Below are 16,904 nucleotides of genomic sequence, written 5' to 3' on the forward strand. Positions count from 1 at the left end.
ACCACCCCCGCCGCCGCCTCCTACTCCGCCAAAAAATAATCATATTCTTTTTAAAATCACCACATCAATAATTACAATTCTTATAATCGGTATTGTTTATTGGTTCTGGAGAAATAATGCAGATAAAACTATTCGTACAGCGAAGCCAACAGAGCAGTGCATGTATTGGACAGGCCAGCATTACGAACCCATTAACTGCGATAACAATGATTTGCGTAAACCGAAGATTGCGCTTAACAAGGAACAATTGGAGCACCAGCAACGCATCACGATGCCCGATACGCTTACCAATTATGCTTTGGGGAAAGTTTGGTACGGGAAAGTAAATGGAAGCCTAGATAAAACTCCTCAATTTTATACAGATTCCGGAACGAATCCGCTCGATACCACTAAAAGATTATTGCCACTTACACCTTATATGTTAAATAAATATGTTTCGTACGAAAGGCATTTGTTAAATATGTTGGTTTGGATAGTTTCTTTATTCGTTTTATTTAGTTTGCTGGTTACATTGGCTTATCAAACGCGACCCAGGCACAAAAAGGGAAAAATTTAAGTGCTTTATCTGATTGAAACTGTCAATTGTTAACGCTTCAACGCACTCTGTTTTAATTTAAGTATCTTAAGTTTAGCTTCCACAATGATATGATGGTTTGCTTGTATCGGAGGTGTTTGTGCAAGTATCAATTGTTAGTGTGCCAGCAAGCTATGTTTGCCTGCAAGTGTTGTATGTTTGGTCGCCAGTATCAATTGTTAGTGTGTTAGCCTCGTATGTTTGCCTGCATCTGACGTTTGGTCAGCCTCCAATTCGATATGTTTAGGTGCAACTGACGTTTGGTCAGGGTGTTAGGTTCTATGCTTTGATGCAAGTGGCTCATGTTTGCTTTTAACCGGTTGGTGTATTTTGTGGCCGGTGGTTAGATTGGGGGAGCGGTAAGTGATGACAGCTATGGTTGTTATCATTCCGTGTCATCCGTGCCTCCGTGGCTAAACCGGTGGTGGTAAAGGTATGAGATGCTTCGTTGCACTACCATTGACAGACACCTAAGAATGTCGTCATTGCGAGAAGGCTTTTTCAGCCGACGAAGCAATCTTTATAGCAAGAATTACCGGCATGAAAGATTGCTTCGTCGTTGCTTCTCGCAATGACGATTTTTCGAGTAGATCAATGCCGTTAGGCTCTCCCTGTCATTCATATTGATTTTTATAAAATAAATTACCCCTCAGCATGACAGCTATGGGTATTACATTCCGTGTTTTCAGTGCTTCCGTGGCTAATTTGGGGTAAAAGGTAAGAGATGCTTCGTTGCACTCAGCATGACAGCCATGGGTATTACATTCCGTGTTTTCAGTGCCTCCGTGGCTAAACCGGTGGTGGTAAAGGTAAGAGATGCTTCGTTCCCCTCAGCATGACAGCTATGGGCATTATATTCCGGGTTATCGGTGCTTCCGTGGCTAAACCGGTGGTAAAGGTAAGAGATGCTTCGTTGCGCTCGGCATGACAGCTATGGTTATTATCATTCCGTGTTATCGGTGCCTCCGTGGCTAAACCGGTGGTGGTAAAGGTAAGAGATGCTTCGTTGCACTACCATTGAAAGTTCCGTAAAAGAATCGTCATTTCGACTGGCGCCGGCCGGTTTTTCACCGGTGGCGGAACGGAGAAATCTATTGAGACAGATTTCTCGGCTACGTTGCACTTCGCTCGAAATGACGACCTCAGAGAGGCTGTCATTCATATTGATTTTTATAAAAGAAATTACCCCTCAGCACGACAGCCATGGGTATTACATTCCGTGTCATCCGTGCCTCCGTGGCTGAACCGGTGGTGGTAAAGGTATGAGATGCTTCGTTGCACTCAGCATGACATTAACCTCTATAGAGCGCCTTCAGTGCCTCATCCAAATGCGTAAACCTGAATTTAAAACCTGCATCCAGAATTTTCTGTGCAGAAGTATTACTACTCATTAAAACCGCCTCCGTGCGTTCGCCCAGTAAGAGGTTTAAGGCCGCTTTAGGTACATGAATTGGCCAGAAAGGGCGATGCAGCTGTTTGGCCAGGGCTTTGGTAAGCGCTTTGTTGGTAACCGGAAAAGGCGCGCAGGCATTGTAGTTCCCTTCCATTTTGGGGTTTTCAATCGCGTCGATATACATTTCAACCATATCATCAATGTGCAGCCATGGCGTCCATTGTTTTCCGCTATCCAGTGCAGCACCGGCAAATAGCTTAACCGGCTGGGCAAGTTGTGGCAATGCACCACCCTCGGTGCTCAACACAATACCCGTGCGCAATTTAACAATGCGCAGGCTTAGTTTTTTGCCTTCATCTACGGCATCTTCCCAAAGTTTGCAGCATTCGGCTAAAAAGCCATAGCCATTTGCACTTTCTTCTGTGAGAATTTCATCGCCGCAATCGCCGTAATAGCCCACGGCAGATGAGGAAATAAAAGATTTGATTTGGTGGCTGGCTGCTGATTTTATGGTGTTGAAAAGGAGCTCGGTCGATTTTACCCGGCTATCGATAATCTGTTGCTTCCGTTCAGGGGTCCACTTTTTATCTGCTACCGCTTCGCCGGCTAAATGCACCACTGCATCTACACCAGCAATACAGGCAGGGTCAATCGTTCCCTGGTAAACATCCCAGGTGAAATTATTGGGATCTTTGCTGTTTTTTCGCGAAAGTGTATTTACCCCATAACCCCTGCTTAACAGCTGCTTTTTTAGTGCTGTGCCAACAAGTCCTGTAGCGCCCGTAATCAGTATTTTCTTTGCCATGTTTTTAAAACACCAAAGATACAAAAGGGTTTTTTGCATGGAGATTAAAACGAGATTAAAAGGCTGATGATCCTTTTGTTACCTGTTTGTAAAGAATTGTTTAAGGGTTTGATGAAGTGGAAAAATAAAATAAATTTGTAAACGCGTTCTTATACTCCTTTTCGATAAAAGATGTCCAAAAAAATTTTAGTCTGGTTTAGAAACGATCTTCGCTTACATGATAATGAAATGTTGGTCGAAGCGATTGCTAAATCTGATTCGATTTTGCCCGTTTATATTTTAGATCACCGCTTGTTTGGCGAAACCAAATACGGTACCCTGAAAACCGGCAACATCAGGGCGCAGTTCATTTTAGAAAGCGTTTTAGGTTTACGCAACTCCTTAAAACAAATCGGTGGCAATTTGCTTATTGCTGCAGGGAACCCCGAAGATATTATTCCGCAACTGGTACAGGAATATGAAATTACCGAAGTGTACCACCACCGCGAGGTAGCCCGCGAAGAAACGCATGTGTCCACATTGGTTGAGAATGCGCTTTGGAAGCTGCGCATTAACCTGAAACACTTTATTGGCCATACCTTATATAATAAAGAAGATTTACCTTTTCCGATAAAAGATATCCCCGACGCGTTTAACCAGTTTAAAAAGAAAATTGAGCGCGATTCGATTATCAAACCTTGCTTTGCAGCGCCAGATCGCATTAATGTGGCCGAAGTAATTGATTGGGGTACCCTGCCGTCACTGGCCGAATTGAATCTTTCGGCGCCTGAAAAAGACCAGCGTGCCGACTTTGAATTTACCGGTGGTGAAACCGAAGGTTTGGTGCATTTGCAAAAGGTTATTGTAGCCATGCAGCAGGCTGCTACCACCAAGAATTTAATTTTAGCTTCGAAACTATCGGCCTGGCTGGCTATGGGCAGTTTATCGCCCCGTAAGGTATACTGGGAAATAAAAAAAATGGAAGGTGTGCCCAATACCAAAGCCATGTTTAACCATATTTTATTAGGCTTGTTGTGGAGAGATTATTTCCGTTTCATGTTTAAGAAATATGGTAATACTTTTTTCCATCCGGATGGGTTTGGAAGCCAGGGTTTGGTTGATGTAGCCAATGAACAGGAGAACTTTAGTAAATGGCGTAACGGGCAAACCGGTTTTGCGGTAGTTGATGCGGTAATGACGGAGTTAAACCAAACCGGTTTTATTTCGAACATTGCCCGCCAAACGGCAGCCCTTTACCTCATCAATAATTTGGAGGTAAGCTGGGTTTTAGGCGCCGCTTATTTTGAAGAAAAACTAATCGATTACAATCCGGCAAGTAACTGGGGTAACTGGGCCAATGTTGCGGGTGTAGGTAACGACCAAAAATCGAAAAGTGTTTTCGATCTCGATAAAAACATTAAAAATCTCGATCCAAAAGGTAATTATGCGACCACTTGGGCATCATAGTTGTGAGGAGATGAGCATTGATTTTTTGGTGGATTGAATGACTTAGTGTATTTCTTTAACCAATGATTAGGGTTCAGGATATATCTTTCAATAAATCAATTATTAAAAATTCAGTTATTCTTATTTTTAATGTGGTTTTTTGCCGATAATGTTAGGTAAAATTCTAATTTTGTAATGCTTATAGTAAATAGTTAATAATGGATAGTTTATCTTATCTTAACGGCGCAAATGCCGAATATATAGATGCGTTATATCAGTCGTATCAGCAGGATCCTGAATCAGTTGAATTTGGTTGGCAAAAGTTTTTTGAAGGTTTCGATTTTGGAAGAGGATCAGAAGCCACCGCAGTAACCGTAGAAACTCCGGAACAATTTTTAAAAGAGGTTAATGTGCTTAACCTGATTGATGGCTACCGTAGCCGCGGTCACTTATTTACGCATACCAACCCGGTACGCGAAAGACGCAAACATTTACCAACCTTAGAGCTTTCTAACTTTGGGCTTACTGATGCAGATCTGGAAACCGTTTTCAACTCTGGTGTAGAACTTGGTATCGGCGCTGCAAAGCTGAAAGATATTATTGCTGTTTTAAAACAAACTTATGTAGGCTCTATCGGAGCTGAATTTAAATTTTTACGTACACCTGAAGTGTTGAACTGGATTCAGCAAAAAATGGAAAGTGTACGCAATACCCCTAATTTCTCTATCGAGGAGAAAAAACGTATCCTGCAAAAATTAAACGAAGCAGTAAGTTTCGAAAATTTCCTGGGAACCAAATTCTTAGGTCAGAAACGTTTCTCATTGGAAGGGGCAGAAGCTTTAATCCCTGCATTGGATTCGGTAATTGAAAAAGGTGCAGAACTGGGTATTGAAGAGTTTGTAATTGGTATGGCGCACCGCGGTCGTTTAAACGTGCTGGCCAATATCATGCAAAAAACCTATAAAGATATTTTTGCCGAGTTTGAAGGTAAAAGCTACAACCCTGATACCCCTTTTGGTGGCGACGTAAAATACCATTTAGGTTATTCTACCGATGTAACTACCAATGCGGGTAAAAGCGTTCACTTAAGTTTATGCCCAAATCCATCGCACTTAGAAACTGTTGATGGGGTGGTAGAAGGTATGAGCCGTTCTAAAATCGATTTTAAATATGGTGGCGACAACAGCCGTTTAGCACCGATTTTGATCCATGGTGATGCCTCGGTTGCCGGACAAGGTATTGTTTACGAAGTAATCCAGATGGCTGGTTTGGAAGGTTATAAAACAGGTGGTACCATTCACCTGGTAATTAACAACCAGATTGGTTTTACCACTAACTATAAAGATGCACGTACCAGTACTTACTGTACGGATATTGCTAAAGTAACTTTATCGCCTGTTTTCCACGTAAATGGCGATGATCCTGAAGCTTTGGTTTATGCCATTAACCTGGCGATGGAATACCGTCAAAAATATAAAAACGATGTTTTCATCGATATCCTTTGTTATCGTCGTTTCGGTCACAATGAGTCTGATGAGCCTAAATTCACGCAGCCTTTATTGTACAAAACCATCGAAAAGCACCCTAACCCAAGAGAAATCTATGTAGCGCAGTTAACCAAAGAAGGTAAACTGGAAGCAGGGTTGGCAAAAGAAATGGAAAAAGATTTCCGTGGTATCTTGCAGGAACGCTTAAACGAAGCTAAAGAATTTGTGGCAAGCAATAGCGAAGTGAAATTTGGTGGTGCATGGGCCGATCTGCGGATGGCTACACCTAAAGATTTCGAAGCCTCTCCGGTTACGGCAGTTAAAAAAACAACTTTACTGGAAATTGGTAAACGCATTACCACTTTACCATCAAATAAAAAGTTCTTCAAAAAAATCGAAAAGCTATTTGCCGAGCGTACCAAAATGGTTAACGAAACGCATGTTTTCGATTGGGCAATGGGCGAGCAACTGGCTTATGGTACTTTGTTATCAGAAGGCAAACGTGTTCGTTTAAGTGGCCAGGATGTAGAGCGTGGTACTTTCTCTCACCGTCATGCGGTTTTAACCTTAGAAGACAGCGAGGAAGAATATGTACCATTGGCTAATATTTCAGATCAGCAGGCTGCTTTTGATATTTACAACTCGCACTTATCAGAATATGGCGTTTTAGGTTTCGAATATGGTTATGCCATGGCTAACCCTAACGCTTTAACCATCTGGGAAGCACAATTTGGCGATTTCTTTAACGGAGCACAGATTGTTGTCGATCAGTATATCGCAAGTGCCGAAACCAAATGGCAACGCGAAAACGGTTTGGTAATGCTATTGCCTCACGGTTACGAAGGTCAGGGACCAGAACACTCATCAGCACGTATTGAGCGTTTTATGGAGCTTTGTGCCGATTATAACATGCAGGTTGTAAATTGTTCTACTCCGGCTAACTTCTTCCATGTTTTACGTCGTCAGTTTAAACGCGATTTCCGTAAACCTTTGGTTGTATTTACACCAAAAAGCTTATTGCGTCATCCGGCTTGTGTTTCTAAATTAGACGAATTTACTGAAGGTGGCTTTAAAGAGGTAATTGATGATGCAAATGCTAAAGTGGCCGATGTAAGCCGCGTGGTATTCTGTAGCGGTAAAATTTACTACGAATTACTGGAGAAACAACAAGCTGATAAATTGAAACATGTTGCACTTGTTCGTGTAGAGCAATTGTATCCAACGCCAGTTGATCAGATGGAAGCCATTCAGAAAAAATACAAAAACGCTAAAGATATTTTCTGGGTACAGGAAGAGCCAGAGAATATGGGCGCATGGCCATACTTGTTCCGCAAGTTGTACAAAACTGCATTGAAAGGCATTGATGTAATTTCGAGAAGAGAAAGCAGCAGTACAGCCACAGGTTTTGCAAAACAACACGCTAACCAGCAAGCTTATATTTTAGCCAAAGCTTTCGAAATTCCGGTAACAGAAGATGTGAAAGATATTGCTAAAAAAGCAACAAAAAAATTAGTTCAGATAGACTAAGTGCTTAGCGTTAAGCGTTTGGCGTTGAGTGTTTGATTATTGAAATTTGATCATTAAAAAGATAATAAAGACATATTTTATATTATGAGTTTAGAGATAAAAGTTCCACCTGTAGGTGAGTCGATAACAGAAGTTGTTTTATCGCGTTGGATAAAAAACGATGGAGATGTTGTTGAAATGGATGAAGTGATTGCTGAATTAGAATCGGATAAGGCTACATTCGAATTAACTGCAGAACAAGCTGGAACTTTAAAAACCATAGCAGCTGAAGGCGATACTTTAGCCATTGGTGCAGTAGTTTGTAAAATTGAAGATGGTGGTGCAGCTCCTGCTAAAGCTGATGCGCCAAAAGCTGAAGAAAAAGCAGTTGTTGCTGAAGAAAAAACTGCAGCTCCGGTTGCTGAAAAATCTGGCGAAAGCTATGCTACAGGTACTCCTTCACCTGCTGCAGGTAAAATCCTTGCCGAAAAAGGTATCGATGCATCTGCTGTAAAAGGTACTGGTGTTGATGGCCGTATTACCAAAGATGATGCTGTAAAAGCAGAAGCTGGTAAAAAAGCCGAGGCACCAAAAGCCACTGCTCCTGTTGCTGCTGCAGCTCCGGCTGGTAGCCGTGGCGAGCGTCGCGAAAAAATGTCGCCATTACGTAGAACAGTTGCAAAACGTTTGGTTGCTGTTAAAAATGAAACCGCTATGTTAACCACCTTTAACGAGGTTAACATGAAACCAATTATGGATTTACGCGGAAAGTATAAAGACCAGTTTAAAGAGAAATTTGGTGTTGGTTTAGGTTTTATGAGCTTTTTCACTAAAGCCGTTACCGAAGCTTTAAAAGATTTCCCTGCTGTAAATGGCCGTATTGAAGGCGAAGAATTGGTTTACAATGATTTTGCTGATATTTCTATCGCAGTATCTGCACCAAAAGGTTTGGTGGTTCCGGTAATCCGTAACGCAGAGAGCATGACTTTGGCACAGATTGAGAAATCGGTATTAGAGCTCGCTTTAAAAGCACGCGATAGCAAATTAACCATCGAAGAAATGACTGGCGGAACATTTACCATCACCAACGGTGGCGTATTTGGTTCAATGATGTCGACTCCGATTATCAACGCACCACAATCGGCTATTTTAGGTATGCACAACATTGTTGAGCGTCCGGTTGCCGAAAAAGGTGAAGTGGTAATCCGTCCGATGATGTATGTTGCTTTATCTTACGATCACAGAATTATCGACGGACGCGAGTCAGTTGGTTTCTTAGTTCGTGTGAAACAATTATTAGAAGACCCGGCTAGATTGTTACTAGGCGTTTAATCTCTTACGGAGATCGCTATCCTAAATAAAAGAAGTCAAGTTTAATAGCCATTGTGCTATAAAACTTGACTTCTTTTTTGCTTCAAAAAATAGAATTAACGTTAAATTTTCTAAAATGAGACTGTCATCCTGAGCTTGTCGAAGGAGCTGGCTAATCATTGAGTATAGCTTTTCGATAGTTCTCTAAGCTCATTATTCAAGTAGGATTGGTTCCACCCCGAGTGTTTATAGTTAAGGATTAAAAATCCTGAGTTCAATCCCGACTAACGATTTCGCTATGTAATCCTATTTCGACAATTCCTTAATTGTTTTAATATCCAGTTGTTTAAACTCTACCTCGCTACCTTCTGCCTGTAAAGCAATCTGTCCGCTACTTGCCGTACAGTTGGTGCCATCATTTACCAATGCACCGTTTACCCAAACTTTAACTTCGTTGTTTAAACATTGAATAACCATGGTATTCCACTCGCCAACGGGTTTTTCACTACCATCAGTCAGGTTTTTAATGCGGCGCAATTTATCGCCATTTACGCCCCAGTTCTCTTTCGGACCCCGTCTGGCAACCATATCCGGTACTGTAATGTCTTCTTCAATGCACCAGAAATCGCCGGCATCTTTGTGTTGCATTTGCACCTCTAATGATTTTGGAAACATGCCGTACAAAGCCCTTGGGGTTGAGGCATGTACTAAAACGCCACAGTTGCCGGGCTTGCCTGCAAAACGGTATTGCACGGTTAACTGGTAGTTTTTGTAAGTTTTATCCGTTATTAAGTGTCCACCCGGGGTACCTAAACTTACCAGCATACCATTACGTACAATAAATGGATTAATAGTATCGGGTTTTTTATCCATCGCGGGTACATCTACATGCCAGCCTTTTAAATCTTTTCCGTTAAAAAGGCTCTTTTGGGCGAATAGCGGTGTGCTAAAAGTAATAAACAGGACTAATGCTGCGTATAATTTCATAGGTATATTTGGTTTTGGTTATTTCAAATATAAGATTTTAAAGCGATATCCTGTTCGTAGAGTTAAGCGAAGCGTTGGGATGGATTTGAGTTTTCAAACTCAATAAATGCGTACGAGTCGAAGACTCTTTTCCATGCTGAAATCCGTAGAACCCTTCGGAACTCTACGGATAGATTAGGAACTATTCGAGCCCTAAAAGTGCCTCATAAGGATCCCCTTTTAAACCCAGCAGTTGTGCAAAGGCAGGCTCGGTTTTAATGCCCTTATTCTTCAACCTGATGATCTCCTGCCTGAAAATTTCACCCCTCTCCAATAAAATCCGATGTTCGATAAGCATGTGCCGATAGGCATTTTGTTGTGTTGCAGGTATGGCCTGACCGAAAATTTCGAACTCAAAATCAACTATAAAGAAGTTTGCTTTGATGGATTGAAAGCCTGGATTCTCTGTGATTTTAAATCCTTTCTCGTTTTGAAAAAGATCAGTTAATGTTTTTGTAAACGCTGTTTTATCCTGCATGTAGCAAATGATATCCAGATCGCTGCTTTCAATATCGATGTTAATGGGGATGGTACCAGCCAGAACAGGAGTAAATGCCGCTAATTTCTCCATGATCTGGTGCTCGGTCAAAAGCTGATAAGCTTGCTTTTGCTTTTCGTTTCCCGATTGGAGATAGGAAATGTCGAGAAAGTTGATCATTGCAGCCGGATTTTGTTGCCAAAGTTAATAAACGTATTGTTAATGTAGCTGGGGTCGGTTGGTCTTGCACCAGTCGATAGGAAAATCTCGGTAAGTGATAGGCTCCGGTCGGTGTGTCACCGACCGGTAGGAGAGATAGAATAAGAAAACCTCCTCAGCAATGATGGACCTTTAAAAATACAAAGCCCATCTCAGTTAAGAAATGGGCTTTGTTTTTTATTGGGTATTGAGTATTCTTCGACAAGCTCAGAATGACAATTGATTTGATTAATCCTCTACAATTTCACTGTTAATGCTCACATCATCCTTTACATCTTCTTTAAAGTAGTTTTTCTGGAAGATCAGGATTAGTATTACCCCAACTGAAATAGCAGCGTCAGCAAGGTTAAAAACCGGCCTGAAGAAAACAAACTCTTCGCCACCCCAGATTGGGAACCAGCTCGGGAAATGTCCTTCCGCAATCGGGAAATAAAACATATCCACCACACGGCCGTGAAACCAGCTTTCGTAGCCATAAATTTTGCCATAAAATACCGAATCGATAATGTTACCTAATGCACCCGAAAAAATCAGGGCTACATTTAAAATCAATCCGCGGTGGTATTTATGCTTAATTAAATAATGTAAACCATAACCAATACCACCTACCGCTGCAATGCGGAAAAGCGATAAAGCCAGTTTACCAAACTCGCCGCCAAATTCCATTCCGAAGGCCATTCCGTTATTTTCGGTGAAATGGATGATACACCATTTTCCGATAATGTGGAACTCCTGGCCAAGGTACATGTGTGTTTTTACCCAGGTTTTAATCAGCTGATCGGCCAATAAAACCAAAAAGATAAGTATTAAAGGTTTTGTATAGCCTTTCATTAACCCTGCTTTAATTTAGCTTCCATACTTAAAGTAGCATGAGGTACAGCACGTAAACGTTCTTTCTGGATCAGCTTGCCAGTTTCGCGGCAAATACCATAGGTTTTGTTTTCAATACGTACCAGGGCATTTTCCAGGTTATCGATAAACTTTTTCTGACGGGCAGCCAATTGGTTGATTTGCTCTTTTTCCATCGTTGCCGAACCGTCTTCCAGTGTTTTGTAAGCACCTGAAGTATCTTCTGTTCCATTGGCGTTAGGATTGCTTAACGATGCAGTTAATGCATTAAGTTCCTCTTTAGCCATGCGCAATTTATCTTGAATTAATTCTTTAAATTCCTGAAGTTCACTGTCTGAGTAGCGCGTTTTATTACTGTTTTCCATGTTTGTAATTTAGTTTTCTAATATATGGATTTATATTTTAGTTACCGAAATGCTTAACTCAACATCATCAATCACGATTTTGTTTGCATTATTTACGGTATCTGTTAATTCTAGTGTATCAGCTAAGATCTCATCGCAAATGTAAGCCTTGTTACCAGCCACAGCATTGGCTACCAAGTTATCATTTTGTAGCGAAACTTTAATCCTGTCGGTTACCTCAAAGTTCAGTTCTTTACGTAAATTCTGGATGCGGTTAACCAGCTCGCGCGAAATACCTTCCTGTTTCAGCTCTTCCGTAATGGTTACATCAAGCGCTACGGTTAAACTGCCCAGGTTGGTTACCTGCCATCCCGGAATATCTTCAGCAAAAATTTCTACATCATCGTTTAAATCAATGGCATGCTGAATATTGTCGCTACCAAAAACATTAATGTAACCATCAACTTCAAGGCGCTGGATATCATCCTGGGTCATGTTTTCTAAAGCCTCTTTTACGATGCTCATATCTTTACCCACTTTTTTACCTAACGATTTAAAGTTTGGTTTTAGCTTTTTCTTCACAATGCCATGCGTATCGGTAATAAATTCGATGTGCTTCACATTGGTTTCTGAAAGGATATAATCGGCAACTTTTGAGATTTTTTGTTCGAAATCGCCATTTAACGATGGGATTAAGATTTTCTCTAAAGGCTGACGCACGTTAATGCCCGATTTTTTACGTAACGATAAAACCATCGAAGAAATATCCTGTGCATAAAGCATTCTTTCGTTCAGGGCATTATCGATCAGGCTTTGATCAGCTTCTTTCCATAAGGTTAAGTGTACCGATTCTGCTGCCTGCGCATCGGTAACGCTCAGGTTTCTGTATAACCAATCGGCAAAGAATGGTGCCACCGGACTCATTAACTGGGCCAGCGTTTCTAAACAGGTATAAAGCGTTTCGTAAGCTGCGCGTTTATCTTCGGTCATTTCACCTTTCCAGAAACGGCGGCGGCTTAACCTGATGTACCAGTTACTCAAATGCTCATCAACAAAGGTTTGGATAGCACGGGTAGCTTTGGTTGGCTCGTAAGTATTGTAGCTTTCATCAACTTCGCTGATCAGGTTCTGCAATAACGATAAAATCCAACGGTCTAATTCCGTACGGTCTTCAACTTTGCTTAAGTTGTTTTTGTCTATTTCGAACTTATCGATGTTGGCATAAAGTGCAAAGAAAGCATAGGTATTGTAAAGCGTACCGAAGAATTTACGGCGCACTTCATCCAATCCCTCCAGGCTGAATTTCAGGTTATCCCATGGCGATGCATTGCTGATCATGTACCAGCGGGTAGCATCGGCACTGTAAGTTTCGATGGTACTGAACGGATCAACCGCATTACCCAAACGTTTCGACATTTTGTTACCGTTTTTATCCAGTACCAAACCGTTCGAAACTACATTTTTGAAAGCCACACCCGGGTTGCCAACTTTAGCATTTACCGCTTTAATCTCATCGCTGGCTTCGCTCAACATTACCGCAATGGCATGTAAGGTAAAGAACCAGCCACGGGTTTGATCTACACCCTCTGCAATAAAATCTGCAGCATAAGCATTTTCAAACTCTGCTTTGTTTTCGAACGGGAAGTGCCATTGTGCATAAGGCATGGCACCACTGTCAAACCAAACATCAATAAGGTCGGTTTCGCGGGTCATTTTTTCGCCTTTCGATGAAGTTAAGATCACATCATCCACATAAGGGCGGTGCATATCTTTCAGTTCAAAACCTGCCGGCATAAAACCTGCTTCAATTGATTTGGCAATTTCTGTATTCAGCTCAGCAATAGAGCCAATACATTTCTCTTCCAATCCATCGGCAGTACGCCAGATTGGTAATGGTGTTCCCCAATAACGCGAGCGCGATAAGTTCCAGTCAACCAGGTTTTCTAACCAGTTGCCAAAACGGCCTGTTCCGGTCGATTCTGGTTTCCAGTTGATACCTTTGTTCAGCTGCACCATTTTATCTTTAACTGCAGTAGTTTTGATAAACCAGCTATCCAGCGGATAATATAAAACAGGTTTATCGGTTCTCCAGCAGTGTGGATAGGTATGCACGTATTTTTCTACCTTAAAGGCTTTGTTTTCTTCTTTTAACTGGATGGCGATTTCTACATCAACTGATTTTTCAGGAGCTTCGCCATCTTTGTAATATTCGTTTTTAACGTATTTGCCACCGTAGTTTCCGCCTAGTGATGCAATAAATTTACCTTGCAAATCTACCAGTGGCACAGCGTTGCCTTTTTCATCCAGTACCAACATGGGTGGTACTTCTGGTGTAGCCAGTTTAGCTACCCGGGCATCATCTGCACCAAAAGTAGGCGCCGTGTGTACAATACCGGTACCATCTTCGGTGGTAACAAAATCGCCCGAAATTACCCTGAAAGCATTTTCCGGATTTTGGTAAGGCAGCGCATAAGGCAATAATTGTTCGTATTTAATGCCCACTAAATCTGCACCCACAAACTCGGCCAGTATGCTGTAAGGGATTTTTTTATCTTCAGCTTTATAGCTCGCAAAAGCTTCATCGTTTTCGGCTAAAAAGTATTTTCCGGCAAATTGTTTGCCAACCAAAGCTTTGGCCAAAACTACCTGAACAGGCTCGAAAGTATACTGGTTAAAAGTTTTAACCAATACATAGTCAATTTTTGGGCCTACGGTTAATGCCGTGTTACTTGGTAAAGTCCATGGGGTAGTAGTCCAGGCTAAAAAGTGAACTACTCCAAAACCTTTTAAAGCTTCAGGTAAAGTAGCTTCGATGGTTTTAAACTGTGCCACAATTGTGGTGTCACTTACATCTTTATAAGTGCCTGGTTGGTTTAGCTCGTGCGAGCTTAAACCTGTACCCGCTGCTGGCGAGTAGGGTTGAACGGTATAACCTTTATATAAAAATCCTTTGCTGTAAAGTTGTTTTAAAATCCACCAAAGGGTTTCAATGTATTCGTTTTCGTAGGTGATATACGGATTTTCAAGATCAACCCAGTAACCCATTTTCTCGGTCAGGTCGTTCCAAACATCTGTATAACGCATTACTTCGGTACGGCAGGCTTCGTTGTATTCGTCTACGCTGATTTTCTTGCCAATATCTTCTTTGGTAATGCCCAGTTTTTTCTCCACAGCAAGCTCAATAGGCAACCCATGTGTATCCCAGCCACCTTTGCGTTTTACCTGGTAGCCTTTTAACGTTTTGTAACGGCAAAAAATATCCTTAATCGCTCGCGCCATTACGTGGTGAATCCCCGGCATGCCATTGGCAGAAGGCGGACCTTCGTAAAAAGTAAACGGATTAGATTTCGGGCGGGATGAAATGCTTTTTTCAAAGATATTTTCCTTTTTCCAGAAATCCAGTATTTCTTGCCCTATTTTGGCAAGTTCCAGTTGTTTAAATTCGCTATACATCAATCAAGTACCTCAAAAAATTAAAGGTTGCAAAGTTAACAGAATTGAGCGGATTTTGGTAGTTTTGATGTAAATACTTTTAATGTGAAATTATTTAATATCGGGCTTGCAATGATGGTGGTGGCCGTAATTGCTTTGCCAATTGTGGCGGTGGTAAACCCCATAAACCGCGATTTTGTGCTTTATGCTTTTTATTTCTGCGGCCTGCTCGAACTAATTGGATTAATCTTTGTTTTAATACATATCATAAAACTTAAAAAAAGATAATTCATGATCAGGCTCTTAAAATTACAGAAAGCAGTTTGGGTACTTGTTTTGGGCATCCTTACGTATATTGCCTATAAGGTTTTAGAAAGTAATGATGTAAGTGGTAGCCGTTACGTACAAATGCTGGCCGGTATATTGGTTATGGTTGGCGCTTTGTGGTTGCTATACCCCATCCTTTTTGCCAAAAAAGACAAAGATGGCAATGCCGAAATCATTACCGATCCAACGGTAGAAATGCCTGTAGATGAAGAAGAGGAAAAGCCCATAAAAGAGTAAGCTGTTTACGCTTCCTGTCAATTTTATTACTGTCTTTAGAAAAGCAAAGCCTGCATTTCATTTTAACGTTAGCCCTGCTGTTCGTTACAAGTCCTCGCTGCACTGCGGGCTTTCCACTGCCATCAGGTTTAATTCACTTTAGCCTGTGCGGTAAACCTAATGCGGCACCTTTCAACCGCCACATTTTTTTTGTACTATTTCTTTTTTCACGGTTCATTATTTCCACTTTTAGTAGCGCACCTATCCACTCTCGTGTTATCGTTTGGAGATATCGTATGGATAGCTGTCAACTTTTTTTTATTTTTGAGTATGAACAGTTTCATCCCCTTGTTTAAAGTGCGTAATATGCGTGCAGCGATTCAGTTCTACACTGAAGTGCTGGATTTTCGCATGACCTGGCCGGATGATACGACAGATTCGCCGGTAGTCGATCTCGGTCACGAAAACATGGAATTGCAAATTACCACTTACGAAAACGACAATCTTTATGGTTCTGTTGTTTATGTGTACGTCCATGATGTAGATGTTTTATTTGCCAAATTTGTGAGCCGCGGTTTAAAAGGTAAAACCGGATCACCTGTGCACCAGGAACCAGTAGATCAAACCTGGGGCCGGAGAGAATTTTATGTGACCGATCCAGACGGCAATACGCTCCGTTATTGTCAAAATATAGCCTAATCGCAAACTTTTAACCTGGCCTTATCAAATTATTTGCGCCATTATAAGAGAAAAATCACATTTTTTTAAAAAAAACTAAAAGCCACATAGGGGTAAAATCCTTTTGAGTTGTATTAGCTCTAAAAAACAGAGAAAATATGATTCCAGCATTAGTAATTTGGCTGTGTAAGAAATACATCCTGCCAAGGTTAAACAAAAAAAGTGGTTTAAGCAGTGTCTCCCTGTCAACTAAATCTGCCACTGTGGTGGTAGTGTTGCTCGCCCTAAATTTTTCTGCATTTGCGCACAAGCTTACCCAGGTTTACAACATCAAACGTAATGGCGAAATTATCGGGAAACTTGCTTTCAATCAAAATACCGATGGCGAAAGTACTTACCTCAAAATTACTTCTCAGGTAAGCACCCGTTTTGTCTTCAAAATAGATGTGCAGACCGAAGACCTGGCTCATTTTAAAAACGGCCGGTTAATCTCCTCAGAAGTAAGCCGCCTGGTTAATGGTAAAGCCAAAGAACGCAAGAAAACCATTTTCCAAAACAATGGCTACCAGTTACAATCAGGCAATAAATTTAACAGCTTTAACCAGGCTATTGCCTATAACATGATGCTGCTTTATACTACCGAGCCTGTTGCTATCAGTCAGGTTTATTCAGATAATTTTCAGTGTTTTTTGCCCATCAAAAAACAGGCAGCACACCAATACCGGGTTAATTTGCCCGATGGTAACTATAACGATTATTATTTCGAAAACGGAATTTGTAAGCTGGTGGTCGTTAATCATTCATTGTACACCATAAAAATGGAGTTGGTTTAAT

Annotated in this window: 13 protein-coding genes and 1 pseudogene; 8 read left to right on the forward strand and 6 right to left on the reverse strand. The window is 41.3% G+C overall.

The window, feature by feature from the left end:
- Positions 1-556: pseudogene (locus tag OC25_RS22955) on the forward strand (hypothetical protein); the annotation flags it as partial.
- A gap of 1,310 nt (positions 557-1,866) precedes the next feature.
- Here OC25_RS22955 and OC25_RS22960 read toward each other — a convergent pair.
- A complete protein-coding gene (locus OC25_RS22960) occupies positions 1,867-2,772 on the reverse strand; it encodes a TIGR01777 family oxidoreductase (protein WP_039481453.1) in 906 nt (301 codons plus the stop codon).
- 171 nt (positions 2,773-2,943) lie between these two features.
- Here OC25_RS22960 and OC25_RS22965 point away from each other — a divergent pair, with 171 nt between their 5' ends.
- The 3 genes from OC25_RS22965 to odhB all read left to right on the forward strand — a co-directional run bounded on the left by OC25_RS22965 (position 2,944) and on the right by odhB (position 8,522).
- A complete protein-coding gene (locus OC25_RS22965) occupies positions 2,944-4,218 on the forward strand; it encodes a DASH family cryptochrome (RefSeq protein ID WP_039481356.1) in 1,275 nt (424 codons plus the stop codon).
- Between the two features lie 197 nt (positions 4,219-4,415).
- A complete protein-coding gene (locus tag OC25_RS22970) occupies positions 4,416-7,211 on the forward strand; it encodes a 2-oxoglutarate dehydrogenase E1 component (protein ID WP_039481359.1) in 2,796 nt (931 codons plus the stop codon).
- Positions 7,212-7,295: 84 nt separating this feature from the next.
- The gene (gene odhB, locus OC25_RS22975) at positions 7,296-8,522 is read left to right on the forward strand and encodes a 2-oxoglutarate dehydrogenase complex dihydrolipoyllysine-residue succinyltransferase (RefSeq protein WP_039481362.1); all 1,227 of its coding nucleotides are present in this window, start codon (positions 7,296-7,298) and stop codon (positions 8,520-8,522) included.
- A 285-nt stretch (positions 8,523-8,807) separates the two neighbouring features.
- On the opposite strand, the gene OC25_RS22980 is transcribed toward odhB, so the two are convergent.
- The 5 genes from OC25_RS22980 to ileS form a co-directional block, all read right to left on the reverse strand.
- Complete coding sequence (locus OC25_RS22980; RefSeq protein ID WP_039481365.1) at positions 8,808-9,488, reverse strand: 3-keto-disaccharide hydrolase; 681 nt, start codon at positions 9,486-9,488, stop codon at positions 8,808-8,810.
- Between the two features lie 181 nt (positions 9,489-9,669).
- Positions 9,670-10,185, reverse strand: a complete 516-nt coding sequence (locus OC25_RS22985; RefSeq protein ID WP_039481368.1) for a DUF4269 domain-containing protein — start codon at positions 10,183-10,185, stop codon at positions 9,670-9,672.
- 267 nt (positions 10,186-10,452) lie between these two features.
- Entirely contained in the window at positions 10,453-11,055 is a 603-nt protein-coding gene (locus OC25_RS22990) for a lipoprotein signal peptidase (protein WP_039481371.1), read from the reverse strand.
- Positions 11,055-11,438, reverse strand: coding sequence for a TraR/DksA family transcriptional regulator (locus OC25_RS22995; RefSeq protein ID WP_039481375.1), 384 nt, complete (start codon positions 11,436-11,438; stop codon positions 11,055-11,057). Before OC25_RS22995 ends, OC25_RS22990 begins: the two co-directional genes overlap by 1 nt.
- A 30-nt stretch (positions 11,439-11,468) precedes the next feature.
- Complete coding sequence (ileS, locus tag OC25_RS23000) at positions 11,469-14,870, reverse strand: isoleucine--tRNA ligase (protein WP_039481379.1); 3,402 nt, start codon at positions 14,868-14,870, stop codon at positions 11,469-11,471.
- A gap of 84 nt (positions 14,871-14,954) precedes the next feature.
- On the opposite strand from ileS, the gene OC25_RS28020 reads away from it, so the two are divergent.
- From OC25_RS28020 to OC25_RS23015, 4 genes are all read left to right on the forward strand, one after another.
- A complete protein-coding gene (locus OC25_RS28020; protein WP_156131562.1) occupies positions 14,955-15,137 on the forward strand; it encodes a hypothetical protein in 183 nt (60 codons plus the stop codon).
- 3 nt (positions 15,138-15,140) lie between these two features.
- On the forward strand, positions 15,141-15,413 hold the full coding sequence (locus OC25_RS23005) for a hypothetical protein (protein ID WP_039481382.1): 273 nt from the start codon (positions 15,141-15,143) through the stop codon (positions 15,411-15,413).
- Positions 15,414-15,722: 309 nt separating this feature from the next.
- On the forward strand, positions 15,723-16,091 hold the full coding sequence (locus OC25_RS27090; RefSeq protein ID WP_052266403.1) for a glyoxalase superfamily protein: 369 nt from the start codon (positions 15,723-15,725) through the stop codon (positions 16,089-16,091).
- A 137-nt stretch (positions 16,092-16,228) separates the two neighbouring features.
- Positions 16,229-16,903 carry a DUF6134 family protein gene (locus OC25_RS23015; RefSeq protein WP_039481383.1) on the forward strand — a complete coding sequence of 225 codons (675 nt, stop codon included), beginning with the start codon at positions 16,229-16,231 and terminating at the stop codon, positions 16,901-16,903.
- Position 16,904 lies beyond the last annotated feature (1 nt).

Source organism: Pedobacter kyungheensis (genome assembly GCF_000812965.1).
In the GTDB taxonomy this organism is placed as follows: domain Bacteria; phylum Bacteroidota; class Bacteroidia; order Sphingobacteriales; family Sphingobacteriaceae; genus Pedobacter; species Pedobacter kyungheensis.

Bases quoted from the DNA above. Each gene is read 5' to 3' on its own strand.
- OC25_RS22990 (WP_039481371.1), bottom strand. From the start codon at position 11,055: ATGAAAGGCTATACAAAACCTTTAATACTTATCTTTTTGGTTTTATTG.
- OC25_RS22985 (WP_039481368.1), bottom strand. From the start codon at position 10,185: ATGATCAACTTTCTCGACATTTCCTATCTCCAATCGGGAAACGAAAAG.
- OC25_RS22995 (WP_039481375.1), bottom strand. From the start codon at position 11,438: ATGGAAAACAGTAATAAAACGCGCTACTCAGACAGTGAACTTCAGGAA.
- OC25_RS22960 (WP_039481453.1), bottom strand. From the start codon at position 2,772: ATGGCAAAGAAAATACTGATTACGGGCGCTACAGGACTTGTTGGCACA.
- ileS (WP_039481379.1), bottom strand. From the start codon at position 14,870: ATGTATAGCGAATTTAAACAACTGGAACTTGCCAAAATAGGGCAAGAA.
- odhB (WP_039481362.1), top strand. From the start codon at position 7,296: ATGAGTTTAGAGATAAAAGTTCCACCTGTAGGTGAGTCGATAACAGAA.
- OC25_RS27090 (WP_052266403.1), top strand. From the start codon at position 15,723: ATGAACAGTTTCATCCCCTTGTTTAAAGTGCGTAATATGCGTGCAGCG.
- OC25_RS22980 (WP_039481365.1), bottom strand. From the start codon at position 9,488: ATGAAATTATACGCAGCATTAGTCCTGTTTATTACTTTTAGCACACCG.
- OC25_RS23005 (WP_039481382.1), top strand. From the start codon at position 15,141: ATGATCAGGCTCTTAAAATTACAGAAAGCAGTTTGGGTACTTGTTTTG.
- OC25_RS22970 (WP_039481359.1), top strand. From the start codon at position 4,416: ATGGATAGTTTATCTTATCTTAACGGCGCAAATGCCGAATATATAGAT.
- OC25_RS22965 (WP_039481356.1), top strand. From the start codon at position 2,944: ATGTCCAAAAAAATTTTAGTCTGGTTTAGAAACGATCTTCGCTTACAT.
- OC25_RS23015 (WP_039481383.1), top strand. From the start codon at position 16,229: ATGATTCCAGCATTAGTAATTTGGCTGTGTAAGAAATACATCCTGCCA.